Origin of the sequence: Oceanicaulis sp. UBA6590, assembly GCF_002433705.1 — a bacterium.
Lineage (GTDB): Bacteria > Pseudomonadota > Alphaproteobacteria > Caulobacterales > Maricaulaceae > Oceanicaulis.
On sequence record NZ_DJIQ01000051.1, the window covers coordinates 93,128 to 118,506 of the forward strand.

The window sequence follows — 25,379 nt, forward strand, 5'->3', positions numbered from 1 at the left end:
GAGATGAAATCTGTCTTCAAAGGCCTGCTGGCCCTGAGCGCTCTGACACTGGCGGCCTGCGCCGCAACGCCCCAGCCTCTGCCGCGCGCCACTGCAGCGCCGGAAACCGTCCGCGTGAGCATGGATGTGAGCGCGCTCGACAATGGCCTGACCTGGAACCAGATCGATGTGATCGAAGCCGTCGCCGCCGAGTACAAGGCGCGCGGTCACGGTCCGCTCGTGATCTCCTATCCCCAGAACGCCGGCAATGCGGACGCCGCCATTGGCGCAATCGCGGAAGCCCGGACCCGGCTCTACGAAGCCGGTCTGGACTGGCGGCAGATCAGCGGCGGCGCCTATGAGGCCGGCGGGCAAGTCAGCGCGCCTGTGATTTTCTCCTTCACGCGCTACCAGGCCGTTGCGCCTGAGTGTTCCACCGCCTGGAACGATATGGCCCATATGCGCGCCAATCAGGACTGGCCGCGCTTTGGCTGCGCGACGGCGAACAATCTCGCCAACATGGTGGCCGATCCGCGTGATCTCGTGGCGCCGCGGGGCATGGATGCGCCCGACAGCGCGCGCCGCCAGACCGTTCTAGACAGATACCGGCAGGGCCAGTCGACGGCCAGCCAGCGTTCCGAACGCGAGAGCGGCGCTGTCAGCTCTTCGGTCGGCAATTAACAGGGTATGGCTATGAACCGCACCGCTGACGCCTTTGATGATGACTCCTTTGACGCGGCTGACGAATTTGTCTCCGACGACGCCTTTGCGCCGATGGAGCCTCTGGACGAGGCTCAGGATGACCCGTTCCTGGGCGCCGAGAGCATCGAGCGCCGCCTTCTGGGCGAGGATGACGGCTTCGGGGATGTCAGCGACGCCCCGCTCAATGAATCCCCGGGCGCCCGTCCGTTCGGCGCCCGCCTGGCCGACGCCAACCGTCATTCCGATTACGAGGATGATTTCAGCGGCTATGAGCCTGCCGAACCCATGCGACCGATGGCTTCCGCGCCGAAGCCGGCGCCGTCATCCGCTCCGGCGTCCAATCCGTTTGAAGATGATGAGACCTTGCCCCTGACCACGCCGCTCGGCGCGAGCGGGATCAGCGGGGAGATCTCGGCGGTATCCGGCCCGGATGACTCGCTGCTCAATCAGCCTGTGCCGCGGATCGCCATCCACGCATTCTGTGAAAGCCCGGAAACCGGTCGTCTGATCCATCATGCGGCGGATGATCGCCGCATGGCGCGCACTCATGTCACCGTCGAGCTGGGCGGGCTCTCCGCGGCCATCGAGCGCTTTCATGACGAAAGCACGCCCGAGCTTCTGATCCTTGAAACCGGCATGCGCGGACGCGAGCTCTTCCAGCAGCTCGAGGATCTGGCGGCGGTCTGTGATGGCGACACCAAGGTGATCATCATCGGCGCCGCCAACGACATTTCGCTCTATCGCGAGCTGATCAAGCGCGGGGTGAGCGAATATCTCGTGCCGCCGATGACGCCGCTTCACCTGATCTCGACGATTTCGGGCCTGTTTCTGGATCCCGAGGCGCCGTTCGCCGGCCGTTCGATCGCCTTCATCGGCGCCAAGGGCGGGGTGGGCTCCTCCACCATTGCTCACAATGTCGCCTGGCAGATGACCGAGGGGTTGCGCTCCGATGCGGTGCTGGTCGATCTCGATCTGTCTTTCGGCACCGCGGGGCTCGATTTCAACCAGGACCCGGCCCAGACCATCGCCATGGCGCTGGAAGAGCCGGACCGACTGGACGACGCCTTGCTGGATCGCCTTCTGGTGCGCTGCACCGAGCGGCTGAGCCTGTTTTCCGCGCCGGCCACGCTCGAGCGTGACTGGGATTTCCAGCCGGACGCCTTCGAGACCGTGCTCGACAAGGTGCGCCGTCAGGCGCCGTTCGTGGCGCTGGATCTGCCCCATGCCTGGAGCCCCTGGGTGCGACACACGCTCCTGAGCGCGGATCAGGTGGTGGTCACGGTGACTCCGGACCTGGCCAGCCTGCGCAACGCCAAGAACCTGTTCGATCTCGTGCAGAACGCCCGGCCCAATGACGAACCGCCCAAGGTGGTGGTGAACATGGCCGGATGCCCGAAAAAGCCTGATATCCCGCTCAAGGATTTCTCGGATGCGCTGGGCGCGGCGCCGGTTCTGGTGCTGCCGTTCGAACCGGCGCTCTTTGGCAAGGCCGCCAATAACGGTCAGATGATCGCCGAGGTGGATCCCAAGTCCAAGGCCTCTGACGGCTTCGCCCATCTCGCCGCGCAGCTGACGGGCCGGGCGCCGGCTGCGCCGCGCCGCAAATCCCTGTTCGGCTCCCTGTTCGGAAAAGGCTAACGCGCGACGATGTTCGGAAAGCGCCCCACCGGAATGCAGACCCCGCCCCGCCAGTTCGGCGGCGGCGCGACCCGTCCGTCCCAGGACAGCGCAAGCGGTGTTGCGACGAAGCCGCGTCCGGCCGCGCCCAGCCCCGCTCCGGCCAAACCCGCCAGTGCGCCAGCCGCCGCGCCCGTCTTGCCGGCCGCCAGCGCCACCCGGCCTAAAGCGGCGGCCTCTGCGCCCATCAAGGCCAAACCCGCCGCCCAGCTCGCCAATATCGGGGCCGAACGGTCGGCGGAGTACTATGCCGTCAAGACCACGATCTTCAACGCGCTGATCGACACCATCGATCTGGGTCAGCTGGCGCGTCTCGATAATGAAACCGCGCGCGACGAGATCCGCGACATCGTCACCGAGATCATCTCGATCAAGAACGTGGCCATGTCCATCGCCGAGCAGGAGCAGCTGCTTCAGGACATCTGCAATGATGTTCTGGGCTATGGCCCGCTCGAGCCGCTTCTGGAGCGCGACGACATCGCCGACATCATGGTCAATGGCGCCGGCGACGTGTTCATCGAGGTGAAGGGCAAGGTCCAGAAGACAAATATCCGCTTCCGCGACAATGGCCAGCTGATGAACATCTGCCAGCGCATCGTGTCCCAGGTGGGGCGGCGCGTGGATGAAAGCTCGCCGATCTGTGACGCGCGCCTCGCCGACGGCAGCCGTGTGAACGTCATCGCGCCGCCGCTGGCGCTGGACGGGCCGACGCTGACCATCCGGAAGTTCAAGAAGGACAAGCTCAAGCTCCAGAACCTCGTGGAGTTCGGCTCGATCTCGCCTGAAGGCGCGCGCATTCTGGAGATCATCGGCGCCTGCCGCGCGAATGTGCTGATCTCGGGCGGTACGGGCTCGGGCAAGACCACGCTGCTGAACTGTCTGACCGGTTTCATTGGCGAGGATGAGCGCATCATCACCTGTGAGGACGCGGCCGAATTGCAGCTGCAGCAGCCGCATGTGGTGCGTCTTGAAACCCGCCCGCCCAACCTTGAAGGCCAGGGCCAGGTCACCATGCGCGACCTGGTGAAGAACTGTCTGCGGATGCGCCCCGAGCGGATCATCGTGGGCGAGGTGCGCGGCTCGGAGGCGTTTGACCTGCTGCAGGCGATGAACACCGGCCATGACGGTTCGATGGGCACGCTGCACGCCAACTCCCCGCGCGAGGCGCTGAGCCGGATTGAATCCATGATCACCATGGGCGGCTACAACCTGCCCACCAAGACGATCCGCGAGATGATCTCGGGCTCGATCGACGTGATCATTCAGGCCGCCCGCCTGCGCGATGGCTCGCGCAAGATCACACACATCACCGAAGTGCTGGGCATGGAAGGCGATGTGATCATCACCCAGGACCTGTTCCTGTACGAGATCACCGGCGAGGATCAGAACGGCGACATCACCGGCCGTCACGTCTCCACCGGCATCGCCCGTCCGAACTTCTGGGAGCGGGCGCGCTATTTCGGTCTCGACGCCCAGCTGGCCGCCGCGCTCGACGCGTCGGAGGCCTAGTCCCATGTCGCCTGATCTCGCCCTATTCGTCGCAGCAGCCTGCGCCTTCATGGCGGTCGCCGGCCTTGGCTGGGTCTTTGTCGGCTCCAGTGCGGACAAGGCGCGGAAGGCGCGCCTGGAAGGCGCTGTCGGCGGACCCGTGCAGAGCACGCGTCGACGGGTCGGCGCGGTGGACGCGGCCGCCCAGAAACGCCGTCAGATCCAGGAAGGCCTCAAAGAGCTTGAGGACAGCCAGAAAGCCGAGCGCAAGAAGTCGCTGACCCTGCGGGCGCGGCTGGATCAGGCGGGTCTGTTCAAGACCGGTCCCACGCAATTCTGGATTTTCTCCGCCATACTGGGCTTTGTGGCGGCGTTCATGGTGGTCGTGACCGGGCTGAACATCCTGTTCGCCGTCGCCGCCGCCATCATCGCCGGTCTGGGCCTGCCGCGCTGGGTGCTGGGCATGATGCGCAAGGGACGGCAGAAGAAGTTCACCGAGAATTTCGCCGATGCGCTCGACATCATTGTGCGCGGCGTGAAGTCCGGCCTGCCGCTGAACGAGACGCTGAAGATCATCGCCCAGGAGGGCGAGGCCCCGGTGAAACAGGAGTTCCAGCTTCTGGTCGAGGGCCTGGCGGTCGGGGTCGATGTCGAGGAAGGCATGCGTCGCATGCATCGTCGCATGCCCTTGCCCGAACTGTCCTTCTTCACGACTGTGCTGGCGATCCAGCAAAAGACCGGCGGCAATCTCGCTGAAGCGCTCAACAACCTGTCCGCGGTCCTGCGTGCGCGAAAGATGATGCGCGAGAAGGTCGGCGCGCTCTCGTCCGAAGCCAAGGCTTCGGCCTGGATCATCGGCTCGCTGCCGCCGGGGGTGGGCGTGATGGTGTCCATCATGTCGCCCGATTACATGACGCCGCTCCTGACCACGCCCATGGGACACTTCCTGCTGCTGGGCGGGGGCGTGTGGATGCTCACCGGCATTCTGGTCATGCGCAGCATGATCAATTTCAAAATGTAGGGGGCGGTCATGGACGATTTCATCCGCTGGATCGTGACCCCGGCCAATCTGTTCGCCGTGATCGCCGCAGGTCTGGTCTTCGCGACGGTCTGGACGCTGTCCGCCCCGGCCATGGGCGGGGACAATCTCAACAAGCGCATGAAGGCGGTCGCCAACCGCCGCGAGGAGCTGCGCCGCAAGGCGCGCGAAGAGCTTGAGAAATCCGCCAATGAGAAAAAGGGCGGGCTTCGCGGCAAGGATACCCGCTCGCTCTATCGCAAGGTGGTGGAGAAACTCAATCTCGCCACGCTTCTGGAAGACGCCAACCTCAAGACCAAGCTCATCCAGGCCGGCTATCGCGGGCAGGGGCCGGTCTACGCCTTCTACTTCGCCCGCTTCGCCATCCCGCCGGTCATGGGGCTTCTGGGCTTTGTCTATCTCTGGGTCGTCAACGATTTCGGCCTGCCGGTGATGCAGCGCCTGACCATCGTCATGGTGCTTGCGGTGCTGGGCTATTATGCGCCGGGCATCTATCTGTCCAACCAGGCCGCCAAGCGGCGCGATTCCATCATGCAGGCATTCCCGGACTCGCTGGATCTCATGCTGATCTGCGTGGAGGCGGGCATGTCCATCGAAGCGGCCCTGCACAAGGTCGCCGCCGAGATCGGGACGAACTCGATGGAGCTGGCCGAAGAGCTGTCGCTGACCAATGCCGAGCTGGCCTATCTTCAGGACCGGCGCGCCGCGTTCGAGAATCTGGGCATGCGCACCAATCTGCCGGGGGTGAAGGCCGTGGCGACGGCGCTGATCCAGGCCGAGCGCTATGGCACGCCGCTGGGGCAGGCGCTCCGGGTCATGGCCAAGGAAAACCGGGACATGCGGATGAGCAACGCCGAGAAAAAGGCCGCCGCCCTGCCGGCGAAGCTGACGGTTCCGATGATCCTGTTCTTCCTGCCGGTGCTGTTCGTCGTGATCATCGGACCCGCCGCGATCAGTTTCCAAAACATGTAAGCCCAGCTAGTCTGGCGCCTTCGCCCTGCACCCGGATGGGGCGTTGCGTTCTGAGGGAGCCGTCAAGGCATGTTCGGTGGTGAAAAGGCTGTGGCCAAGCGTCGTGAAGCGATCCGCATCGCTGATCAGGCGGCGGAACACGCCCTGGACGCATTGGCGGAAGGTGATCTGGCGCGGGCGCGCCAGGAATTGTCCGCCGTGCCGCGCAAGCTCAAATTCGCTGATGGCGGCTGGAAGCCGGCCCTCGCCCTGGCTGTGGTGGAGCTGGCCAGCGGCAAGCGCCGTTCGGGCAACGCCAAGCTGCTGGAAGTCTGCGCGGGCCTGGATGAGACCTCGCTGAGCAAGGACGACAAGGGCTATCTGCGCCTGTACGCGCTCTATCGCGCGATCGAGGCGTCCAAGGATGGCCGCGCGCCGGCGGAGTTGCGCGAGGAGGCGGAGGATTTCCGCTTTGACCAGATCATGGTCAGCAAATGGCTGAAGACGCGCTTTCCGCTGAAGAAGGTGGAGGAAGTGCAGACTGCGCCTCCCCCGATGGCGCCGCCGCCGGATGTGGACGACGTCTGACCGGTTCCGCCTAACCGCCCAGGGCTTCCGAACGACGCAGCTGGTCCCAGCTGCGCGGGCTGCTCATCAGATTGCGGATGTAATCAAGATTGGCTTCCGCCATTTCCGGCGTGGAATCGATCAAAGCGATTTCCCGCGCCTCGTCGAACCGGCCTTGCAGGGCCAGCGCCATGGCGAGGTTCTGGCGCACTTCCGGGCCGGCGGAGATGTTCTGCATGGCCTGGCGCAGCACCGCTTCGGCGCGTTCAGGTTCGCCCGCCAGCAGATGAGAGAGCGCCAGATTGTTCATGATCGCCGGTTCGCCCGGTTGCATTCCGAGCGCTTCCATGAAGCGCGCGCGCGCCTGATCGGGCCGGCCGCTCTGTTCCAGCGCCACGCCCAGCGTGTTCACCAGTCGCCAGTCGGGCGTTCCGGCGTTCATCGCCCGCATCAGGTATTCCACCGCCTGGGCGCCGCGCCCATCGGCGGTGAGCGCCATGCCGTAGGCGCTGAGCAGGTCCTGATCGTCGGGGTAGAGCGCCAGAGCCTGCCGGGAGACTTCCGCGGCGCGCTGGGTCGATCCCAGCTGCCGCAGGACGCTCGACAGCTCGAACGCCGCTTCGCGGTCGCCGGGGTTGAGTTCATAGGCCTCGGCCCAGAACGCAGCCTGGGTCAGCAGGTCCTGATTGTGAATGGCCTCGCGTTCGGCCGCGGTCGCCGGAGCGATCGAGCGGCCCTGAAGCGTCTCGGTGAGCTCCGCTTCCTGTTCGGTCGGCTGCAAGTCGGCATGGGTGGCGCAGCCCGTCAGGGCCAGCAGGCACGCGCTCATGCTCAGTAGGGCGATTGCAGGAGACGGGGTGGCCATGCTCTACCTTTTTGCTGTCAGGCGCTCTGTATCTATCTGAGTGTCGCGAGAGTGCCTGTGCGCTGGTCAAGAAGTCGTTAACGTTTCCGGGGCGTTCACCGTCCGGGCGTCGACGCGGGGCCGGGCGTCCGCAGCAAGTTCATGAGTGAAAGACGTATTATGACAGACCTGTTTGCTTCACCTTCCGACTTCGCCCGTACTGCGCGCCTTGTGCCATTTGCTGATCTCGATGCCGAGCTTGAGCGACTGAGCGATTCGAGTGCGGCGCACGCCCGGGCCAGCGGATTTGAAGGCGCGCCGGGTCAGGTCGTGATGCTGCCGGGTGAGGCCGGGCTTGATGCGCTGGTCGGCGCCGGGACAGCACAATCCCCGTTCGAGGCGGCCGGCGCGGCTCTGGCCCTGCCCGAAGGCGACTGGAGCTATGACGGGCTGCCCAAGGGCTGGGACGCCACCCAGACCGCCATTGCGTTCGCCCTCGGCGCTTATCAGTTCACCCGCTACAAGACGCCCAAACGGGCGCCGGCGCGTCTTGTAGCCCCGCAGGGCTGTGATGTGGCCGAAGCCGAGCGTGTGGCGCGCGGCGTTTACCTCACCCGTGATCTCATCAATACGCCCGCCGGCGACATGCTGCCCTCTGATCTTGAAGCGGCGGCGCGCGAGCTGGCTGAAGCCCATGGCGCGAGCGTCAGCGTCATCACGGGCGATGAGCTGCTGGAGCAGAACTATCCCATGATCCACGCCGTGGGGCGGGCGGCGGACGACGCCCCGCGCCTGATCGAGTTTGAATGGGGCGATGAGCGCCATCCGCGTCTGGCGCTGGTGGGCAAGGGCGTGTGCTTTGATTCAGGCGGTCTCGACATCAAGCCGGCCGACGGCATGCTCCTGATGAAGAAGGATATGGGCGGTTCGGCCACCGTGCTGGGCCTCGCCTCCATGATCATGGACGCCAAGCTGCCCGTGCGTCTGCATGTGCTGATCCCCGCAGTGGAGAACGCCATCTCGGGCAACGCCTTCCGTCCGGGCGACATCCTCAAGAGCCGCAAGGGGCTGACGGTCGAGGTTGGCAATACCGATGCGGAAGGACGGCTCGTACTGGCGGACGCCATCACGAAGGCGTGTGAATCCGACCCGGAGCTTCTGATCGACATGGCCACGCTGACCGGCGCCGCACGTGTGGCGATGGGCCCGGATGTTGCGCCCTTCTATACGGATGTGGAGGCGATCGCCGACGGCGTGTTCGAAGCGGGGGGGCGCATTGACGACCCGGTTTGGCGACTGCCGTTGTGGAGCCGATATGACGAGTGGATGGACAGTCCGATCGCGGATCTCAGCTCGACCGGCAATGGCAAGTTCGCAGGCTCCATCACCGCGGCCCTGTTCCTGCGCCGCTTCGGTTCTGACGCGAAGGAATGGGCGCATTTTGACATCTTCGGATGGACGCCGTCGGCTCGTCCGGGCCGACCGCAGGGCGGAGAGATGCTGGCGGGGCGCGCGGTGTTCGACTATCTCAAAACACGCTTCAAGAGTTAGGCTCGGGCCATGAGCGAGACGTCCAGACCCTACCAGGTGATCGCCAGCGTCACGGCCCTGCGCAAATCTCCCTCGCGGGAGGGCGCGCGGGAGACCCAGATGCTGGCGGGCGAAGTCTTCCACGTCCATGACCATGTGGATGGCTGGGCGCAGGGCGTGGCGACGCTCGACGGCTATGAGGGCTGGGTGAAGCTGGATGATCTGGCGGAGCCGGCCCTGATCCCGACCCATACCGTCAAGACGCTGCGCACCTATGTCTACGCCCAGCCTGACATGAAGAGCGAACCCCTGGCGCTCATCTCCATGAACGCCAAGATCGTGGGGGCCCGGCGCGAAGGCCGTTTTCTTGAGGCCCAGCGGATGGGCTGGGTCCTCGAGGATCACTTGCGAGCGGTTGGCGAACCGGTCGAACCCGACTGGGTCGCCGTGGCTGAACGCTTCGAGCATGCGCCCTATCTGTGGGGCGGCAAGGAAAGCCTGGGGCTGGATTGCTCGGGTCTGATCCAGAGCGCCATGGAGGCGGCGGGCCGCTTCATCCCGCGCGATTCCGGTCCTCAGGAAGCCTGGGCCAAACAGCACGGCCGCGCGATTGAAATCACCGAGACCTTCAGCGGACTGCAACGCGGGGATCTGGTCTTCTGGCCGGGCCATGTGGGGGTGATGACCGACCCCGAGACCCTGCTGCACGCCAATGGCCATCACATGCTGGCGGTGAAGGAGAATCTGTCCCGCGCCGCCAAGCGGATCGCGTTCAACTATGCGCCGATCAACGGGATTTACCGTCTGGGCTGACACAATCCGGTTCTCTTGATTAAAGCTTGATCAAACCTGCATCCCCATTCTTGGCGCTGGCTCTGGCCAAGACCGTTGAGGATGGAGGCGCCCTTGCTGGGCAAGGTGAAACTGGGCGACGAGACCGGCCGGCTGGCCGCCTTGCGCCGATACCAGGTGCTGGATACCGAGGTTGAACGCCCGTTCGAAACGGTCGTTTCCCTGGTCGAGGATATTCTGGAAGTCCCGATGTGCGCCGTCAGCCTCGTGGATGCGGACCGCCAATGGTTCAAGGCCAAGCGCGGACTTGCGGTCTGCGAAACCGAGCGGGATATCGCCTTCTGCAGCTATGCGATCGAGCAGGAAGAGCCGATGGTCGTGCCCGATGCGACCGAGGATCCCCGCTTCAGCGCCAACCCGCTGGTTACTGGCGATCCGCACTTGCGGGCCTATGTCGGGGTGCCGCTGGTCAGTCCGGACGGATACCAGGTGGGCACGCTGTGCGCGATGGATGTCCGGCCCCGAGATTTTTCAGATCACGAACTCAAAATTCTTCGCAAGTTCGCAAGGCTTGTCGTGGATGAACTTGAGCTGCGGATCCAGGCGGGCAGTGATCAGCTGACAGGCGTCATGGCGCGTCGGCACTGGGTCTCGATGGTGAAGGAAGAGATCCAGCGCGCCGCGCGGAACTCCAATCTGCTCTGTATCGCGTTGTTTGATATCGACCGGTTCAAGCGGATCAATGACGCCTATGGTCATGCTGTCGGTGATCAGGTCATTCGCAATGTCATCGCGACCTGCAAGCACGAACTGCGCGCGGGCTCCAAGCTGGGCCGGATTGGCGGCGAGGAATTCGCCATCCTGTTTACCGAGTGTGCGCTGGATCAGGCCGTGGTCGCCGCAGAGCGCTGCCGCAGGGCCATCGAGCGCCTGACGCTGACTGCGCCGGATGGAGAGGATATCGAGATCACCGCAAGCTTTGGGGTGGCCCCGCTGTTTTCCTACGCCCTGTCGCCGGATGAACTGATCGAGCTGGCGGACCGGGCGCTCTATCAGGCGAAGTCCGGCGGACGCAATCGCGTCGAGGTCGGTCAGGTGGTGAACACCTTCTATCCCGGAACGGCCTGATCAGCTCAGCGCCCTGGCCAGCCAGGGCAGGCTGACATCCATGCGGTAGTCGATGCCGGAATGGGTGTCGGGGAATTCCTCATAGCGATGGGGGACGTCCAGCGCCTCAAGGCGTCTGTGCAAGCGACGCGCGCCATAGACTAGGTCGTACTGGTCCACATCGCCGCAATCAATGAATAGCGCCTTCATCCCCTTGAGGCCCTCGAAATGGGTCTCCACCAGCGTTAGCGGATCCCAGGCCAGCCAGTTCGCCCAGAGGTCCTCAAGGCGCTCGCAGGTGTCGAGCGTCACCGGCAGGCGCACGCCGAAAGGCTGGCCGGGATCCGGGTCATAGGTCGCCGCCATGGCCAGCGACATCAGGGCGTGAATATCATCACCCTTGGGCTTGTTGCTGGTCTCGATCTGATCAATGAAGGCTTCGACCGAGCCGTGTCTGGCGATGGCGCGCAAAGCTGCGGGAAAATCGCGCGCATAGCACAGCTCGAAGGCCATATCGCCCGAATGACACGCCGCCGCTGACCAGAAATCATTATGCTTGAGCGCGTGGATGATCGCGCCATAGCCGCCCGAGCTCTTGCCGAACACGCCGCGCTTACCCGCTCCGCCGCACTTGAAACGCGCTTCCACAGCGGGCACGAACTCGCTGATCAGGATGTCCTCCCACGGCCCCATGGCCGCGGAGTTGATATACTGGTTGCCGCCCAGCCGGGTGAAGCAATCGGGCATGGCCACCACGACCGGCGGCAATGCGCCGTCCCCGATCAGCCGGTCCAGCCGTTCGGGCAGGTTCTCGCCGAAATTCTTCCACGCTGAATGGCTCAGCCCCGAGCCGGTATACCCCGCCAGATCGACCAGCAGCGGAAGGCCCGCCCCGTCATGGCCGTGGGGCACATAGACATCGATGACCCGCTCGGTCGGGTCGCCCAGCAGATTGCCCTCCAACAGCTTGGACTGGACCGTGATGCGTGTGACAGTACCGGCGGGATGGGTCGTGCGACGGGTCATGAAGGCTCCTGGGTCAGGCGGGGCGGCGTGATCTGAACGCCGCTGTCAGCGTGCCGTCATCGAGATAATCGAGCTCCCCGCCGACGGGCACGCCGCGCGCCAGCGAGGTGATGTCCACGCTCGCTTCGGCCAGTTTGTCGGCGAGGAAGTGGGCTGTGGTCTGACCATCGACCGTGGCGTTGAGCGCCAGGATGACCTCCTTGACGTCTTCACGGTTCGCCCGCTCGATCAACTTGGCCACATTCAGGTCTTCCGGCCCCACGCCGTCGAGTGCGGACAGCACGCCGCCCAGCACATGATAGCGGCCCTTGAAGGCCCCGGCGCGTTCGAGCGCCCACAGATCGCCCACGGTTTCGACCACACAGATCACGCTGTCATCGCGGCGATGGTCACGGCAGACCGAGCACGGATCCGTCACGTCCAGATTGCCGCATTCGGCGCAGGCGCTGATCTTGTCCGCGGCGTCCGCCATGGCTTCCGCCAGCGGCTTCATCAACTGATCGCGCTTTTGCAGAAGCGACAGCGAAGCGCGCCTTGCAGAGCGCGGCCCCAGCCCGGGCAGCTTGGACAGGAGCTGGATCAGACGCTCGATTTCAGGACCGGCAGACATGGAAGCCTCGACGCAGGGAATCACGCTGACACCCTAAAGCCATAGGTCCGGAGCGGCTAGCAGACCGCGCGGATCCATCATGATCAGGCGCGAGAGGATTCAAGCGTGTCGTCTTGACACGCATCAGGTGAGCTGAGCCTATTTCGGGCACACTCATTGGGGGATGAGGGATGTCGAAATCACTCCTGGATACGGCGGTGGACGCGGTTCTCGCCATGCGCGAGGTCGGGTTCCTGGATCGAGCGGCGCTGGAAAACGGGCTGAGCGCGGCTTTGCAAACGGCGGATCACAAGCCGAGCTGGTTTGAAAAACTGCGCAAGGTCTTCGGGCTTCATCGCCCCTATGCCCGGAACCTGCCCGGGCAGATCGCGGAATTCATAAGGACTCCGGACACTCTGACCCGGGCCGAGATCAGAGCCGGGCTTGAAGCCCTTCTCTCGCGTGAGACGGTTCGCCAGACAGTCGGGCGCTATCTGCGCCAGGCCGGCTACGCCGAGTACGGGTTCCCCATCCGGGAGCTGAGCGCGCTGGCCTTCTCCCGTGTCCTGTCCGGTTTCACCTATCGCTTCGCCTATGGGGAAGCGGCCGCCGTTCGGTCTGACGAGATGACCAAGGCGTATGAGTATCGGGGATGTTACAAGATGATGGTGCGCGCCCAGGGCGCGGACTGGACTCGCGTCCACCTTCTCTTCGTCTTTGATGTGGGCCACCACAGGATCGAGTGCCTGGAAGTCTTTCCCGTGGGGGATGGACTGACCGCTCGTGCGGGCTTCCTCGTTCCGGCGCATGACGGGATCACAGCGATCCTGTCAGATCAGTATGATGAATCCATGGCCCGCGAGACCCTGTCCCAGTTCATAGGCGACTGGGAGGCCTCTGACCGGCGGGTGGATCTTGATGTCGAGGCGCGCCCCTCCAATCAGATGGATATCGTTCAATCCAGGAACCTGGCCCATCTGGAGCTGGTCTTCACGGCCGATCGTCTCAAGGGCCGGTATCTGACGGGCGAGGAAGCCGGCCGGGTGGCGGGATACCGCCTGACCCAAGACGAGCTGAAAGCCGACCTCTTCCAGTCGCTCCGGGAATTCCCCAAGGACAAGGCGTCAGACCGATTGTCAGAGCGCGAATTGCGCATCTTTGACGAGATGGGATTGTTCAGCCTCAAATCGCCCAAGGGTGAGGCCCCGCCCCCGGTCAGCCCCTAGAACGGCCCCGGCTTGGTCCCGAACGGCAGGTCGATGCCCGGCGGCAGGCCCATGCCCTTGGTGGCCTCGCTCATGGCCTCGGCCTGAGCCTGGTCGGCCTTGCGCTTGGCGTCGTTATGGGCGGCCTTGATCAGGTCCTCAAGCATGGCCGGATCTTCAGGATCGATCACGGATTTGTCGATCTCCAGCCCGCGCATCTCGCCCTTGGCGGTGAGCGTGAGTTTCACCAGACCCGCGCCAGCCTCGCCGGTGACTTCCAGCGTTTCGAGGCGCTGTTGGGCCTCGGTCATCTTGGCCTGCATTTCCTGGGCTTTTTTCATCAGCCCGCCTAGGTCTTTCATCGGGAGGTCTCCTGCCGCGCAGTGGTGTCGTCTTCGTCTTCAGATGTGGGAAGCGGGGCGGCGTCGTCAACGGTGAGGATTTCCGCGCCCGGGAACAGGGTCAGAGCCTTCACCATGGCCGGATCGCGCCGCACGGCGTCCATGCGCTCTTCATGCTGACGCTCACGACGTTCCGCGATGGTCTCCCCGCCCTTGGATTTGGGCTTGGAATCCACCAGCCAGCGCTCGCCGGTCTGCTCCTGCAGGAAGGCGGCGATGCGCCCGCCCAGATTGCTGGGCGCGTTTTGCGTGGGTTCAAAGACGATGGCGCCAGGCTTGATCGAGACCGGGCGGAAGCAGCGCTCGATATCGAGCTTCAGACCGATATCGCGCGCCTCGTCGACCAGGGCGATGAGCGCATCAAGATCCTTGGGCCCGTGAAATTCGGGTTCGGGCGCAACGTAACTCGCTTGCGGTCCGGACGGCGCGCCCCCCGGACCGGTGCTAGGGTTTGCCCCACCGCCTGACGGGGCGACCCCGGCGAGAAGACGGGCCGCGTCTTCGGGGCTGGGCAGGCTGGCCGCGGCCATCAGCCGGATCACCGCCATTTCCGCCGCCGAGACCGGGTCGGGGGCATTGCGCACGTCTTCAAGCCCGGTCAAAGCGGTCTTCCACAACCGACCGAGCGAGGCGAGCGAATGGGCCTCGGCCAGCTTCGCCAGCCGGTCCACGGTCTCCTGCGCCTCGCCGAGATCGGCGGACGGGCCCGCCGCCTTGATGCGGCTGACCGCGTGCAGATGATCGAGAAGATCGCGCATCAGCACTTGCGGATCCGCGCCGCTATCATACTGGTGGCGCAGCTCATCAAGCGCATCCTTGGCGCGGTTCTCGAGCGCGGCTTCGAGAAGGTCGAGCACGCGGGAGCGGTCCGCAAGACCCAGCATGTCGCGGATCTGGTCCGCGGTGACGCTTTGCCCGGCATCCGCCTGAACGATCGCCTGATCCAGAAGCGACAGCGCATCGCGCACCGAGCCTTCGGCGGCGCGGGCGATGGCGGCGAGGCCGTCGCGTTCGACGCTGGCGTTCTCTTTCTCGCAGATGCGCGCCAGATGATCGGTGAGCACGTCGCGATCCACACGCTTGAGATCAAAGCGCTGACAGCGCGACAGCACGGTGACGGGCACCTTGCGGATCTCGGTGGTGGCGAAGATGAACTTCACATGCTCGGGCGGTTCCTCGAGCGTCTTGAGGAGCGCGTTGAAGGCCGAGGTGGACAGCATGTGCACCTCGTCAATGATGTAGACCTTGTAGCGCGCGCTGACGGGGGCATAGCGCACCCCGTCGAGAATCTCGCGGATGTCGGAAATGCCGGTGCGGCTCGCGGCGTCCATCTCCATCACATCTACATGGGCCGAGCGCGCAATGGCGTCGCAATGCCGGCCCGGCGGGGTGAGCTTGATGGATGGCTGGTGGACCTCGTCGGTCTCGTAATTGAGCGCGCGGGCGATCAGGCGCGCGGTCGTGGTTTTTCCGACCCCGCGCACGCCGGTCATCATGTAGGCATGGGCGATCCGGCCGGAGGCGAACGCATTGGTCAGCGTGCGCACCATCGGCTCCTGGCCGATCAGGTCGTCAAAGGTTTGCGGGCGGTATTTGCGCGCCAGCACCTGATACCCCGAATCCCTGGGCGCTTCAGGCTCGAGACCGGGCAGAGCCGGGCCGTCATAGGCCTCATGGGCGTCAGACTCAGGCGCGTCGGAGTGGGGATCATCCATCACAGGAGCGTGTCCTTCGCGCGGGGCCGCGCGCCCGGATGCGGGTGCTGCGGGAGATGAACTGACGCGGAAGACGGCGGAAGACCGGACGGCGACCCGAACCGAAACTCGTTACGGCTGCTTCCTTCCGGACCTGACCGGGTTGGCGAGGGGCTCGTCCGCCGCCGGCCTTCCTTCGGCTAATATCGCGATTGAGGGGCTGAAACGCAAGGCGGGCCCGCAGGTGTCCACAGTTCTGTGAACCGGGGCGGTGGAGCGCCATTGAGCGCCCTCCCTCTGACAGGGTGAGCCCGATCAGGATTCAAGGGAAGCGAATTAACCAACTGAATTTATTGAAGCGGGTCCGCTTTCGCTTGCCAATTCGCTGGAGCGGTGTTCCACTTTTCCCAGAAACGGGGAAAGAGATGGCCGAGACGCTCCTCAGCTTTCTGGAGCAAAGCGCCCAAGCCGACACCGATGAAGCCTTGTGTCATGCGTTCAAGGCCTTCGTGGAGACGTTTGGCGTTGAAGCCTTCGGCTATCAGGTGCTGCCCAGCCCGTTTGATGCAGCCGACACCTCCTTTGACTTTGAATACAATACTTTTCCCGAAGCCATGCAGGACGTCTATTTCGAGGAGCGTTTGTATGACCACGATCCGGTGACCAGCCGGGCCGCCACGGCCTTGCAGCCGCAATTCTGGTTCGAGGTGGAACAGACCACGCCGGGAACCCGGTTCAGCCAGCGCCTGTTTGAACTGCTTCGCCAGTCCGGGTTCGTGGACGGGTTCACCATTCCGGTGTTCGGCCCGTACGGCCTTGCGGCTTTTGTCGCGTGCGGGCGGTTCTCCGGGGCGTTCAACCTCACAGCCATCCAGCTGCGGATGCTGCAGCTGGGGTGCCAGGAGCTTTATAGCCGGACGATCATGCTGCGTGATTACGATGCTCCGGCGCCGCCGCACCTCTCCGAACGCGAGGTTGAGATCCTGCAATGGCTCGCCCGTGGCAAAAGTAACGCAGTCATCGCTGCGATACTGGGTGTTTCGCCTCACACTGTGGATACGATCATGCGGCGCGCCTTTGTGAAGCTGAATGCCTCCAACCGGATCGCGGCCGTGCTTAAAGCGCTAAGGGTCGGATTGATAACGTTTTAGTTGCAGCGTTTCAGAGGCGTTCTCGTCAGCAAGGCGACAATAAGGAAAAATAAGGCAGCCTTGCCCTTGTTTGTCCCTGAATTACGCGACGTGACCCCTATTCAATTTTAACTATACCCCGCGCTTCGGTGTTTGAACGCCGTTCAACCCCAGACGGAGTGTGTGTGTGAACGACTCTGAATTCATAGAATTTGTCTTCGAGCAGCTCAAACAGATGAAAACCGAGGGTGAAAACCCCGACCTTGTCCATTTGCTGCCGGCCGTCAGCGCGCAGAAAGCGGATGACTGGTCCGGAATCGCCCTCAAGCTGGCGATCTGGCGCTGGGCGCGCATCCGCGCCAATGGCGACGCCGAGCGGGAGATGAGCCTGTCTGACCGGCTGATCTATTCCGCCTTTCGCGACGCCGTGAAGCTGAGCGGCCGTGACGGTCTCGCGGCCAACGCCGATTTTGAGAACGACTTCTACGCCGAGCTGATCAGCTCGGCCGCCTAGACGGTTTCGCCGGCCGCGCTGCGCTCGAGCGCATCACGCAGGAAGGCGGCGTGCTGATCGAGCACTGCGATCAGCCCGACATCGCCGCCTGTCGCCACCAGACGATCAATCCAGATCTCTATGACCCGCGCCTGACTGTCGAGCCAGTCGGTGACGGACGGGGCGCACGCCTCTGTCCTTGAGGCGGGAAATTCTACGACGGCGCAGGTCATGGCGACTCTCCTTATTGCGAACAATTCGCATTTTCAGAAAGAGGCGCCGATTTGTCCAGCCCCCCTGAGGGGGTGAGGGCGCCATGCCGCACCCGCAGCCCGTCGCCAGGAAGAAAGACCCGTGCGCGGGCTCAGAGAGGGAAGAGGTGCGCTCGTATCCGGGCGTCTGACTCTGGGCGCAAACAAAACGGGCGCGGCCATGGCCGCGCCCGTTTCTCATGCCGATATGGCGATCGCCTAGAAGCGACGCACATAGTTGATGGAGAAGGCGTCTGCGTCGCCGTCGCCATCATATTCGTACCGGGTGTAGTCCAGACGCACCGCGTTCGGGCCGGACACGGTCCATTCCAGACCGCCGCCGAAGGCGAAGGCGTCCGAGCTGTCGTCCAGGTTCACGGTTGCGACAGAGGCGTCGAACTCGTGATAGGCATAGCCCAGACGGCCGTAGACGGAGACTTGCTCGGCCAGCGGGTATTGCGCCTTGGCGTAGATGCCCAGGCCATAGTCGAGGCCGACTTCCGCCGGCACGCCGGCGACGGAGAGGTCTTCGTCTTCCAGGCCGACCAGAAGCTCGCCTTCAAGGCCGAAATACGGGGTGAAGTCATAGCCGCCGCGGACGTTGATGACGTCCAGTTCGACGTCAGAGGCGTCGAAATAGGTGTAGCCGGCGCCGATATTCCATTTGGACTCTTGCGCGGAAGCGCCGCCAGCGATCAGCAGGGCGGCGGCGGTGGAGAGGAGGATCGTCTTTTGCATGGTTTTTGTCTTTCTGTGACGCTTGAGGGTTCCGGTTCGAGCCCCAGCCCGCGCTGAGAGTTGTGCCCGGAGATCAGGGTTCGCAAGCCTGCTTGTGCTGCGAAAAATGTCAGTAAAAACGCAGTGTTGCAGTTCTGCGACGCATTGTGGCCAAGCCGTGGCGAAGGGTGTCCGGGCCATGGCGAAACGCCGTCGGAATTCCGTCATGGCCTGGGGTCGTTAACCTGTCGGCAAGGATCAGGCGGCGGCCGGTTTCGCCCAGGTCTGGGCCTGGAAAGGCGCATCGACCGGGGTTTCGGCAATGTGGTTGGCGTAGTTCGAGATCGTCTTCAGCGCGGTGGCGGTGATGACGTCGAAGATGTTCGCCTTGGTATAGCCGGCGTCCAGGAAGGCCTTGATCTCGGCGTCGCTGGCATAGCCGCGCTCGCGCACCAGGGTGCGGGTGAAGCGGGCCAGGGCTTCCTGCCGGGCGTCGGGCAGGGGCGCGCCATTGCGCAGGGCGGTCAGGGTCGCGGCGTCAACGCCCGCGCCGCCAGCCAGCGTGGAGTGCGCGGCCATGCAGTAATGACAGGTGTTCTCATAGGACACGGTCAGAAGCACGATCTGACGCTCGGCCGGGGAGAGGCTTGTCTTGTCCACAATGCCGGCAAGGGTCAGATAGGCTTCAGCCGCCGCCGGGCTTTCAGAGAGCGTGCCCAGAAGGTTCGGCACAAAGCCGAAGGCGCTCTTGGCGGTCGCCAGCACCGGACGCGCCGCTTCCGGGGCGTTGGTTTCGTCGTAGAGATTAAAATCGGTCATGGAAGGCTCCATCCTTGGGGGCGGCGCAGCGAATTGCGACGCCGGTCAATGCGACGACCCGCAGATGGGGGAGGGAGCGGAAGCTGAAAAGAGACTGATTGATCAACAGGTTTTCACACGATAGCGAGCGAGGCGTGAGGTCGTTTCTCTCTGGCGTCCGCCCCCCGATGCGCGCTAGAACGCGGGACATGAAACTGACGTTCACCGACGCCGCGCTCGATCACGCGGGATTGCTCCGGTCTGATCCGGACTGGATCGAAAGCCAGCTTGCGGACCGCAAGGCGCAGGCTGTCCTGTTTGCAGGCGGGGATCTGGCCATGGATGAGCAGGGCGCGCCCCTGATCATGCGCGCCAAATACGCTGCGCGCCTGCCGCTCAAATCGCCGGGGCTGATATTCCTGGGCCTGCTGGATGGCGCGCCCTGGTTCGCCGGCGCGGTGGAAAAGGGCGTGGCCGAGAAAGGCCCCGACTTCCGACAATCGGCCATTCACGCCCCGCCAGAGCTCGCCAGCACGTTCGGGCGCGCCCGCTCGCTCCTGATGTGGCATCGCGAGCATGCCTTCTGCTCCAATTGCGGCGAGAAGACTGTGGGCGCGGATGCCGGGTCCAAGCGGATCTGTCCCTCCTGTCAGACCGAGCACTTCCCGCGGGTCAATCCCAGCGTGATCATGCTGGTGCATGCAGGCGACAAATGCGTGCTCGGCCGCCAGCCCAACTGGCCGGAAGGCATGTACTCCACGCTCGCGGGCTTCATGGAGCCTGGCGAAACCGTGGACGCGGCCTGCGCCCGTGAAGTGGCCGAGGAAGTCCACCTCAAGGTGACCTCGGTGGAGTATGTCACGACCCAGCCCTGGCCGTTTCCCTCCCAGCTGATGATCGGTCTGATGGCCGAAGTCGAACCGGGCGAGGTCGTGCCCGATGATGATCTGGAGGATGCGCGCTGGTTCATGCGCGAAGAGGTGCGCACGCTTTTCAACAGCGAGATCGCCCGGATGATGCCATCGCACTTCTCAATCGCGCGTATGCTGATAGAAAGATGGCTCGCTGCCGGTTCGGACTGAGACCTGCGACGCCCTGTCGCGCTTGTCAGATTGAACTGGGCAATACCTTTCGAAGCGGTGTGAACTGGTTGCCTCTTTCGCCGGAGCGTGCCAAACACCGCCACACTCCGTTTGTATCAGTAGGGATCGGTGAGGACGCTCATGGGCTCTCTTTTCTTCAATAAGCTGGCTGCCGCTCTCCTGGCGATCGCTCTGGTGGTCCTGGGGCTGACCACTCTTGGTGACAGCTTGTTCCATGTCGAACAGCCCGAGGAATATGGCTACCCGGTTGACCTGGCCGCGCTGGAGAACACTGGCGCCGCCGAGGAAGAGGAAGAAGGACCGGTCGATTTCGGTCTTCTGCTCGCCAGCGCCGATGTGAGCGCCGGTGAGCGCGTCGCGCGTCGCTGCGCCAGCTGCCACACATTTGATTCCGGCATGGCTGATGGCACCGGCCCGCACCTGTATGGTGTCCTGGGTCGCGCCGTGGCCGCCGTGGACGGCTTCAACTATTCCGGCGCCATGCAGGAATATGCGACGACCACGCCGGACTGGCACTATGAGAACCTCTACAACTTCCTGGAAAATCCGCGCCGCTATATTCCGGGCACGGCGATGAGCTTCGCCGGCCTGCGCGACCAGGAAGATCGCATCAACCTGATCGCCTACATGCATGAGCAAGGCAGCTCTGACATGCCGTTCCCTGAACCGCTGGCGACCCCGGCTGAAGAGGCGGAGATGGCTGAGGGCGACATGAACGAGGAGGCTGACGCTGACTCGGTCGCCATGGATGATGCCGTCGAACCTGAGATGATGGATGAGGGCGACGCTGCCGCCCCTGCTTCTGAGGCTGAAGAGCCCGCTGCCGAGCCGCAGCCTGAAGAGGGTGATGACCAGTAAGCGGTCACCGCAATCTGCTTATCAAAAGGGCGCGTCCATCCGGACGCGTCCTTTTTCTTTTGCTCGCAAGCTGGGATCAGCCCTGATCGCCGAAGAAGGCTTCAAACAGCGGCGCGGCCTCTTCGGAATAGAAGAGCGCTTCGGGAACATCGCGCCGCACCGCCGCCCGCGCATTGAAAAAGGCGCTGAAACTGTCCGTTCTGACCGAGGGCGCGCCATGGTCCTGGGTGAGATCCGCTTCCAGCGCATCCAGCTCATCGGGCTCCAGCAAGATCCAGACATGGGTCAGTCGGTCGTCCGCGAACACGAATTCCGCCCGGCGCGGGGCATTCCTGAAGACATAGCCGTCGCAATCGATCTGGACATGGCTCGTCTGAGCGAGCGGAAGCTCGGACGGGTCCAGTTCGCGACGGGTCTGTGACGCGCACAGCTGATCAAGCGCTGGCGCATTGGCGGTTTCGCCACCCCCCATCTGAATATCAGCGGAGAGCGGGTAGAGCAGGGCGAGGGCGGTCAGTGCAGTGTGAAGCATGCGGAGATCCTGTCAGGCGCAGCGTCCTGGCGGCGCCGCTTTCAGATCAGGATGCAGGCTGGCCGTGCTTCAGATGCAGACGGGCTAGCCGCCATAGCGCTTCTTGATCCCGAACAGGATGGCGATGGTCCCGAAATAGAGGAAGGGGCGCAGCATGGCGGACAGGGCGTGCATGTCCATGCGGGCAAAGGCCAGGTCCATTGCGAAATTGGCCGGCATGTCGCCCGCGCTCATGAATTCCAGCGTGAAGCGAAGCAGCACGTCCACGGCGTAGGCGATCAGGGCGGCGGCGGTCAGCTGTCCCCAGCGGCGCATGGCCAGCGCCGCCACGATTCCCGCCATCAGGATGAAGGACAGATCAAAGAATGTGAAACCCGCCCATAACAGGCTCCAGGCGTCATTGCCCGCCATGCGCACCCCCCGTGTTCCGGCCTCTTGTCGAGGTCCTGTCGTCTCGCGCCCCCCAGGGCCCGGCCAGTCTACTTGACCGGAACGCCATGCTCCAGAGCCCTGACGAGCTTGCCGATGTCAGAGGCGGCGTCACAGGCGGGATAGCGTTTCTCCAGCATGACCTGGGCGCGAATCGCCTGGGGCACATGCGGGTCGCGCCGCACAATGCCGGCCAGCGGCGGACGGAAGCCCAGAAAGCTCTCACAGGTCTTGGCAAAGCCCGCATACGCGGCCTGCGCGGAGGCGTGATCGGGCGCATTGTTGACCACGACGAAGGGGCTGGCGCCCTCGTCACGCATGCGCAGGGTCTTCACGAAGGCGTAGGCGTCAGTCAGCGAGGTCGGTTCATCATTGAGCACGACGATCACGTCATCGGCTGCGGCGGCGAGGCGAATGGTGGAGCGCTCGGCTCCGGCGGCCAGGTCGATCAGGGTGCGGTCATAGGCCATGGAGGCGGCGGTGACGCCCGCCGCCAGCCGGTTGACGTTCTCAAGATCCAGCCCGGCAAGGGCGGCGGAGCCTGACGGTCCGGCGATCAGGTCGAAACTGTCCTCGCCCGCTGAATTCACCGCTTCGGCGAGGCTGAGATCGCCCGCCACGACCGAAGCGAGATCACTGACTGCGCTGACGCCCAGCTGGACGTCCACATTGGCCATCCCCAGATCGGCGTCCACCAGCAGCGTGCGCTGGCCCCGCCTGGAAAAGGCATGGGCCATGGCGATGGCGAGCGTGGTCTTGCCCACCCCGCCCTTGCCGGACGCAATGGCCAGCAGCGGCCCGGCGCGACGGGGCGCGCTCAGGGCCATGCCGGCGTCTGTAGCGAAATTCGTCATGCCGGGAGCTCCTCTCCGGGGTCTTCCAGTAGCAGTCTGGACAGGCGTAGCGCGGTGGCGGGCGCGAGACCGTCGCCGATATAGGGGGAGGCGGAAATCTGCGCATAGGCGAGCCCCGCCTCGCCGAACGCCAGAAGCGCGCCCAGGCGTCGCGCGATATCAAGCTTGGTGGCGATGACGCGGCCGGCGCCGATCGAGCTGAACAAAGCCGCGGCATCTTCGGCGTCTCCCGGCGTCATGCCGGCGTCCAGCACCGCAACGATTTCCCCGTCAGACGCATCCGCCAGGGCGGCGAGATCATCGAGCTGATCAAGATCAAACGGATTGAGTCCGGCCACATCGATCAGCACCGGGCCGGCCGGCAGGCCTTCCAGCACGGAGCGCAGCTCTCTGGGCCCTGTGACGCACTCCAGCGGCAGGTCCAGCGCATCGGCATAGGCGGTCATCTGCTCGGCCGCGCCGGCCCGGGAGTCCGCGCTGACCAGGACCGGGGCATGGCCCTGGGCGACGGCGCGCGCGGCCAGCTTGGCGATGGCGGAGGACTTGCCGGAACCTGGCGGCCCCGCCAGCAGCACCGGGCGACCGGGATCGGGTTCGAGCGGATGCACGCCATAGCGCTGGTCGAGCGCCCGGGCGAGCGTGGCGGTGGCTTCACCGTCCTCCAGCGCCATTGCGCTGTCCATCAGGGCCTCAGAGGCGCGTTCGGGCGGCAGGTGCCAGCCGAGCGCGCGCGCAATCCGGGTCAGGCCTTCATCCGCCTCGCCGCGCGCCGTGATGCGCGCCTTTTCCCGCTTGGCCAGCGCCGCTTCCGGGGTTTCAGCCCTGGGCTGCACGGCGCCGCGCTCGGCCGCCGCGCGCACCTGCACTCCGCCTTCGGGGGAATCGGTCGTGGAGATGATCACCGCATCAGGCCCCAGCTCACGGCGGACTTGCGCCATGACGGTGCTGAGGCTGTCTCCGGTGTAGGTGCGCAGGCGCATCGCGCCATCTCTCCTCTACAGGTCTAGACCTGCCCGACGGTCTTGAGCCGGGCGCTGGGGTGAATTTCGTTCTGGCTCATGACCACGGTTTGCGGGCGGAAGCGTTCGGTCAGCGAGCGCACATAGGGGCGCACATGCGGGCTGGTCAGCAGCACCGGGACATCTCCGCTCATCCCCGCCCGGTCAAAGGCGGCGCGCACAACCTCGACAAACTCGCGCAGCTTGCTGGGCGCGAGCGCCAGCTGGCGACGTTCGCCATCCCCGATCAGGGCTTCGGCGAAGGCCTGCTCCCATTGCGGGCTCAGCGACAGCACCGGCAGATTGCCGTCCGGGCCGCGATTGGCGTAGCAGATCTGACGCGCCAGACGCGTGCGCACATGCTCGGTCATGGCGTCGAGATTGTTGGTCGCGCCGGACGCCTCGGCAATGCCCTCGATGATGGCGGCGAGGTCGCGGATCGAGACGCGCTCCTTCAAGAGGTTCTGCAGAACGCGCTGGATGCCGGCGCGGGTGATCTGGCCCGGGGTGATCTCGTCCACCAGCTTGCGATGCTGGGGCGACAGGGCGTCGAGCAGCTTCTCGGTTTCCGAATAGCTCAGAAGCTCGGCCATGTTGTCGCGCAGGATTTCGGTCAGATGCGTGACCAGCACGGCCGCCGGGTCCACCAGCGTATAGCCGCGGAAGGTGGCTTCCTCGCGATTGCTCTCATCAATCCAGGTGGCGGGCAGGCCGAAGGCCGGCTCCTTGACGTGGGTTCCGGGCAGTTCGACCTGGGCGCCGGACGGGTTCATGGCGAGGATCTGGTTGATCTTCAGCTCGCCGACGCCGGCCTCCATCTCCTTCACGCGCAGCACGTATTGCTCGCCGGGCATCTGCATATTGTCGACGATGCGAACGCTCGGCAGCACGAAGCCGCTGTCCTGGGCGAGATTGCGGCGCAGCGCCTTGATCTGATCGGTCAGTCGGCGCCCCTCGACATCGTTGATGAGCGGCAGGAGCGCGTAGCCCAGCTCGATCTTCAGCTCGTCGATATGCAGGGTGTCCTCGATCGGCGCATCCGTCGGATCGGGTCCCTGGGCCGCGGCCTCTTCCTCGGCCAGGGCTTCGCGCGCTTCGGTCTCCACGGCTTTCTCGCGTCGCTGGGCGCTGGTCCAGGCTAGGGCGCCGGCGCCGGCCGCCATCAGGCCGAACGGGATCAGCGGCATGCCGGGCAGCAGGCCGATGGCCAGCGAGGTGCCGGCCACCATGCCCATGGCGGCGGGGTTGGCCGAAAGCTGGCCGAACACGGCTTCTTCCGCTGCACCGTCCACCCCCGCCTTGGAGACGAGAAGGCCGGCGGCCAGCGACACGATCAGCGCCGGGATCTGGGAGACCAGACCGTCGCCGATGGTCAGCGTCGAGAAGGTGTTCGCCGCCGAGCCGAAATCCATGCCCGACTGGGCGACGCCGATGATCATGCCGCCAATCAGGTTGATCGAGGTGATCAGGATGCCCGCCATGGCGTCGCCGCGCACGAACTTGCTGGCGCCGTCCATGGCCCCGAAGAAGTTCGATTGCTCTTCAAGCTCCTTGCGGCGCTTGCGGGCTTCATCCTCGTTGATCAGGCCCGAGGACAGGTCGGCGTCAATCGCCATCTGCTTGCC

General features: G+C 64.6%; 27 protein-coding genes and 1 other RNA gene. 14 read left to right on the top strand and 14 right to left on the bottom strand.

Annotated elements, in window-relative coordinates:
• Positions 1-3: 3 nt before the first annotated feature.
• From B2Z70_RS10880 to B2Z70_RS10905, 6 genes are all read left to right on the top strand, one after another.
• Positions 4-660 (top strand): CpaD family pilus assembly protein, encoded by a 657-nt coding sequence (locus tag B2Z70_RS10880; RefSeq protein ID WP_292983234.1) that lies wholly within the window; start codon positions 4-6, stop codon positions 658-660.
• A 12-nt stretch (positions 661-672) separates the two neighbouring features.
• The gene (locus tag B2Z70_RS10885; protein ID WP_292983236.1) at positions 673-2,319 is read left to right on the top strand and encodes an AAA family ATPase; all 1,647 of its coding nucleotides are present in this window, start codon (positions 673-675) and stop codon (positions 2,317-2,319) included.
• A 9-nt stretch (positions 2,320-2,328) separates the two neighbouring features.
• Positions 2,329-3,867: a TadA family conjugal transfer-associated ATPase gene (locus B2Z70_RS10890; RefSeq protein ID WP_414690867.1), complete on the top strand. Its 1,539-nt coding sequence runs from the start codon at positions 2,329-2,331 to the stop codon at positions 3,865-3,867.
• Positions 3,868-3,871: 4 nt separating this feature from the next.
• A complete protein-coding gene (locus B2Z70_RS10895; protein WP_292983240.1) occupies positions 3,872-4,867 on the top strand; it encodes a type II secretion system F family protein in 996 nt (331 codons plus the stop codon).
• A gap of 9 nt (positions 4,868-4,876) precedes the next feature.
• On the top strand, positions 4,877-5,857 hold the full coding sequence (locus B2Z70_RS10900; protein WP_009803029.1) for a type II secretion system F family protein: 981 nt from the start codon (positions 4,877-4,879) through the stop codon (positions 5,855-5,857).
• Positions 5,858-5,926: 69 nt separating this feature from the next.
• On the top strand, positions 5,927-6,424 hold the full coding sequence (locus tag B2Z70_RS10905) for a hypothetical protein (protein WP_009803030.1): 498 nt from the start codon (positions 5,927-5,929) through the stop codon (positions 6,422-6,424).
• 10 nt (positions 6,425-6,434) lie between these two features.
• Here the strand turns inward: B2Z70_RS10905 and B2Z70_RS10910 are convergent, their stop codons facing one another.
• Complete coding sequence (locus B2Z70_RS10910) at positions 6,435-7,268, bottom strand: tetratricopeptide repeat protein (protein ID WP_292983245.1); 834 nt, start codon at positions 7,266-7,268, stop codon at positions 6,435-6,437.
• Between the two features lie 159 nt (positions 7,269-7,427).
• Between B2Z70_RS10910 and B2Z70_RS10915 the strand changes: the two genes are divergently transcribed.
• The 3 genes from B2Z70_RS10915 (at position 7,428) to B2Z70_RS10925 (ending at position 10,697) form a co-directional block, all read left to right on the top strand.
• Entirely contained in the window at positions 7,428-8,798 is a 1,371-nt protein-coding gene (locus B2Z70_RS10915) for a leucyl aminopeptidase family protein (RefSeq protein WP_009803032.1), read from the top strand.
• Between the two features lie 9 nt (positions 8,799-8,807).
• On the top strand, positions 8,808-9,590 hold the full coding sequence (locus B2Z70_RS10920; protein ID WP_009803033.1) for a C40 family peptidase: 783 nt from the start codon (positions 8,808-8,810) through the stop codon (positions 9,588-9,590).
• An 81-nt stretch (positions 9,591-9,671) separates the two neighbouring features.
• Entirely contained in the window at positions 9,672-10,697 is a 1,026-nt protein-coding gene (locus tag B2Z70_RS10925) for a sensor domain-containing diguanylate cyclase (protein WP_292983248.1), read from the top strand.
• Here the strand turns inward: B2Z70_RS10925 and B2Z70_RS10930 are convergent, their stop codons facing one another.
• Positions 10,698-11,702 carry an alpha/beta hydrolase gene (locus B2Z70_RS10930; RefSeq protein ID WP_292983250.1) on the bottom strand — a complete coding sequence of 335 codons (1,005 nt, stop codon included), beginning with the start codon at positions 11,700-11,702 and terminating at the stop codon, positions 10,698-10,700.
• Positions 11,703-11,715: 13 nt separating this feature from the next.
• A complete protein-coding gene (gene recR, locus B2Z70_RS10935; protein WP_009803036.1) occupies positions 11,716-12,312 on the bottom strand; it encodes a recombination mediator RecR in 597 nt (198 codons plus the stop codon).
• 170 nt (positions 12,313-12,482) lie between these two features.
• On the opposite strand from recR, the gene B2Z70_RS10940 reads away from it, so the two are divergent.
• Positions 12,483-13,517 carry a hypothetical protein gene (locus B2Z70_RS10940; RefSeq protein WP_292983253.1) on the top strand — a complete coding sequence of 345 codons (1,035 nt, stop codon included), beginning with the start codon at positions 12,483-12,485 and terminating at the stop codon, positions 13,515-13,517.
• Here B2Z70_RS10940 and B2Z70_RS10945 read toward each other — a convergent pair.
• The 3 genes from B2Z70_RS10945 to ffs form a co-directional block, all read right to left on the bottom strand.
• Positions 13,514-13,858 carry a YbaB/EbfC family nucleoid-associated protein gene (locus B2Z70_RS10945; protein WP_292983256.1) on the bottom strand — a complete coding sequence of 115 codons (345 nt, stop codon included), beginning with the start codon at positions 13,856-13,858 and terminating at the stop codon, positions 13,514-13,516. The two genes, B2Z70_RS10940 and B2Z70_RS10945, sit on opposite strands and share 4 nt — an antisense overlap.
• Positions 13,855-15,612: a DNA polymerase III subunit gamma/tau gene (locus B2Z70_RS10950; protein WP_292983258.1), complete on the bottom strand. Its 1,758-nt coding sequence runs from the start codon at positions 15,610-15,612 to the stop codon at positions 13,855-13,857. Before B2Z70_RS10950 ends, B2Z70_RS10945 begins: the two co-directional genes overlap by 4 nt.
• A gap of 76 nt (positions 15,613-15,688) precedes the next feature.
• Positions 15,689-15,785, bottom strand: an RNA gene (gene ffs, locus B2Z70_RS10955) — signal recognition particle sRNA small type.
• A gap of 231 nt (positions 15,786-16,016) precedes the next feature.
• Here ffs and B2Z70_RS10960 point away from each other — a divergent pair.
• Together B2Z70_RS10960 and B2Z70_RS10965 are read left to right on the top strand one after the other, a co-directional pair.
• Positions 16,017-16,742 carry a helix-turn-helix transcriptional regulator gene (locus tag B2Z70_RS10960; protein WP_292983260.1) on the top strand — a complete coding sequence of 242 codons (726 nt, stop codon included), beginning with the start codon at positions 16,017-16,019 and terminating at the stop codon, positions 16,740-16,742.
• A gap of 166 nt (positions 16,743-16,908) precedes the next feature.
• Positions 16,909-17,235, top strand: coding sequence for a hypothetical protein (locus tag B2Z70_RS10965; protein ID WP_009803041.1), 327 nt, complete (start codon positions 16,909-16,911; stop codon positions 17,233-17,235).
• Here B2Z70_RS10965 and B2Z70_RS10970 read toward each other — a convergent pair.
• The 3 genes from B2Z70_RS10970 to B2Z70_RS10980 all read right to left on the bottom strand — a co-directional run bounded on the left by B2Z70_RS10970 (position 17,232) and on the right by B2Z70_RS10980 (position 19,001).
• Positions 17,232-17,447, bottom strand: coding sequence for a hypothetical protein (locus B2Z70_RS10970; RefSeq protein ID WP_009803042.1), 216 nt, complete (start codon positions 17,445-17,447; stop codon positions 17,232-17,234). The two genes, B2Z70_RS10965 and B2Z70_RS10970, sit on opposite strands and share 4 nt — an antisense overlap.
• Before the next feature lie 237 nt (positions 17,448-17,684).
• Entirely contained in the window at positions 17,685-18,203 is a 519-nt protein-coding gene (locus tag B2Z70_RS10975; protein ID WP_009803043.1) for a porin family protein, read from the bottom strand.
• A 237-nt stretch (positions 18,204-18,440) separates the two neighbouring features.
• The gene (locus B2Z70_RS10980) at positions 18,441-19,001 is read right to left on the bottom strand and encodes a carboxymuconolactone decarboxylase family protein (protein WP_292983263.1); all 561 of its coding nucleotides are present in this window, start codon (positions 18,999-19,001) and stop codon (positions 18,441-18,443) included.
• Positions 19,002-19,189: 188 nt separating this feature from the next.
• On the opposite strand from B2Z70_RS10980, the gene nudC reads away from it, so the two are divergent.
• Both nudC and B2Z70_RS10990 read left to right on the top strand, forming a co-directional pair.
• Complete coding sequence (gene nudC / locus B2Z70_RS10985) at positions 19,190-20,062, top strand: NAD(+) diphosphatase (protein WP_292983265.1); 873 nt, start codon at positions 19,190-19,192, stop codon at positions 20,060-20,062.
• 141 nt (positions 20,063-20,203) lie between these two features.
• Entirely contained in the window at positions 20,204-20,941 is a 738-nt protein-coding gene (locus B2Z70_RS10990) for a c-type cytochrome (protein WP_292983267.1), read from the top strand.
• Between the two features lie 76 nt (positions 20,942-21,017).
• Here B2Z70_RS10990 and B2Z70_RS10995 read toward each other — a convergent pair whose 3' ends face one another.
• The 5 genes from B2Z70_RS10995 to B2Z70_RS11015 all read right to left on the bottom strand — a co-directional run.
• A complete protein-coding gene (locus B2Z70_RS10995; RefSeq protein ID WP_292983269.1) occupies positions 21,018-21,473 on the bottom strand; it encodes a hypothetical protein in 456 nt (151 codons plus the stop codon).
• A gap of 84 nt (positions 21,474-21,557) precedes the next feature.
• Complete coding sequence (locus B2Z70_RS11000) at positions 21,558-21,884, bottom strand: hypothetical protein (RefSeq protein WP_009803048.1); 327 nt, start codon at positions 21,882-21,884, stop codon at positions 21,558-21,560.
• 68 nt (positions 21,885-21,952) lie between these two features.
• Entirely contained in the window at positions 21,953-22,756 is an 804-nt protein-coding gene (locus B2Z70_RS11005; RefSeq protein WP_009803049.1) for a nucleotide-binding protein, read from the bottom strand.
• The gene (locus B2Z70_RS11010) at positions 22,753-23,736 is read right to left on the bottom strand and encodes a flagellar biosynthesis protein FlhF (RefSeq protein ID WP_009803050.1); all 984 of its coding nucleotides are present in this window, start codon (positions 23,734-23,736) and stop codon (positions 22,753-22,755) included. Before B2Z70_RS11010 ends, B2Z70_RS11005 begins: the two co-directional genes overlap by 4 nt.
• Before the next feature lie 23 nt (positions 23,737-23,759).
• Positions 23,760-25,379: flagellar biosynthesis protein FlhA (locus B2Z70_RS11015; RefSeq protein ID WP_292983272.1), on the bottom strand; the 1,620-nt coding region annotated here is incomplete at its 5' end.

Excerpts from the sequence above, each read along its gene's own strand:
- B2Z70_RS10890 (WP_414690867.1), top strand. The coding sequence starts at position 2,329 with ATGTTCGGAAAGCGCCCCACCGGAATGCAGACCCCGCCCCGCCAGTTC.
- B2Z70_RS10885 (WP_292983236.1), top strand. The coding sequence starts at position 673 with ATGAACCGCACCGCTGACGCCTTTGATGATGACTCCTTTGACGCGGCT.
- B2Z70_RS10920 (WP_009803033.1), top strand. The coding sequence starts at position 8,808 with ATGAGCGAGACGTCCAGACCCTACCAGGTGATCGCCAGCGTCACGGCC.
- B2Z70_RS10925 (WP_292983248.1), top strand. The coding sequence starts at position 9,672 with ATGGAGGCGCCCTTGCTGGGCAAGGTGAAACTGGGCGACGAGACCGGC.
- B2Z70_RS10945 (WP_292983256.1), bottom strand. The coding sequence starts at position 13,858 with ATGAAAGACCTAGGCGGGCTGATGAAAAAAGCCCAGGAAATGCAGGCC.
- B2Z70_RS10980 (WP_292983263.1), bottom strand. The coding sequence starts at position 19,001 with ATGACCGATTTTAATCTCTACGACGAAACCAACGCCCCGGAAGCGGCG.
- B2Z70_RS10975 (WP_009803043.1), bottom strand. The coding sequence starts at position 18,203 with ATGCAAAAGACGATCCTCCTCTCCACCGCCGCCGCCCTGCTGATCGCT.
- B2Z70_RS10970 (WP_009803042.1), bottom strand. The coding sequence starts at position 17,447 with ATGACCTGCGCCGTCGTAGAATTTCCCGCCTCAAGGACAGAGGCGTGC.
- recR (WP_009803036.1), bottom strand. The coding sequence starts at position 12,312 with ATGTCTGCCGGTCCTGAAATCGAGCGTCTGATCCAGCTCCTGTCCAAG.
- B2Z70_RS10895 (WP_292983240.1), top strand. The coding sequence starts at position 3,872 with ATGTCGCCTGATCTCGCCCTATTCGTCGCAGCAGCCTGCGCCTTCATG.
- B2Z70_RS10880 (WP_292983234.1), top strand. The coding sequence starts at position 4 with ATGAAATCTGTCTTCAAAGGCCTGCTGGCCCTGAGCGCTCTGACACTG.
- nudC (WP_292983265.1), top strand. The coding sequence starts at position 19,190 with ATGAAACTGACGTTCACCGACGCCGCGCTCGATCACGCGGGATTGCTC.
- B2Z70_RS10915 (WP_009803032.1), top strand. The coding sequence starts at position 7,428 with ATGACAGACCTGTTTGCTTCACCTTCCGACTTCGCCCGTACTGCGCGC.
- B2Z70_RS10990 (WP_292983267.1), top strand. The coding sequence starts at position 20,204 with ATGGGCTCTCTTTTCTTCAATAAGCTGGCTGCCGCTCTCCTGGCGATC.
- B2Z70_RS10905 (WP_009803030.1), top strand. The coding sequence starts at position 5,927 with ATGTTCGGTGGTGAAAAGGCTGTGGCCAAGCGTCGTGAAGCGATCCGC.
- B2Z70_RS10995 (WP_292983269.1), bottom strand. The coding sequence starts at position 21,473 with ATGCTTCACACTGCACTGACCGCCCTCGCCCTGCTCTACCCGCTCTCC.
- B2Z70_RS10950 (WP_292983258.1), bottom strand. The coding sequence starts at position 15,612 with ATGGATGATCCCCACTCCGACGCGCCTGAGTCTGACGCCCATGAGGCC.
- B2Z70_RS11000 (WP_009803048.1), bottom strand. The coding sequence starts at position 21,884 with ATGGCGGGCAATGACGCCTGGAGCCTGTTATGGGCGGGTTTCACATTC.
- B2Z70_RS10900 (WP_009803029.1), top strand. The coding sequence starts at position 4,877 with ATGGACGATTTCATCCGCTGGATCGTGACCCCGGCCAATCTGTTCGCC.
- B2Z70_RS11010 (WP_009803050.1), bottom strand. The coding sequence starts at position 23,736 with ATGCGCCTGCGCACCTACACCGGAGACAGCCTCAGCACCGTCATGGCG.
- B2Z70_RS10930 (WP_292983250.1), bottom strand. The coding sequence starts at position 11,702 with ATGACCCGTCGCACGACCCATCCCGCCGGTACTGTCACACGCATCACG.
- B2Z70_RS10960 (WP_292983260.1), top strand. The coding sequence starts at position 16,017 with ATGGCCGAGACGCTCCTCAGCTTTCTGGAGCAAAGCGCCCAAGCCGAC.
- B2Z70_RS10940 (WP_292983253.1), top strand. The coding sequence starts at position 12,483 with ATGTCGAAATCACTCCTGGATACGGCGGTGGACGCGGTTCTCGCCATG.
- B2Z70_RS10910 (WP_292983245.1), bottom strand. The coding sequence starts at position 7,268 with ATGGCCACCCCGTCTCCTGCAATCGCCCTACTGAGCATGAGCGCGTGC.
- B2Z70_RS11005 (WP_009803049.1), bottom strand. The coding sequence starts at position 22,756 with ATGACGAATTTCGCTACAGACGCCGGCATGGCCCTGAGCGCGCCCCGT.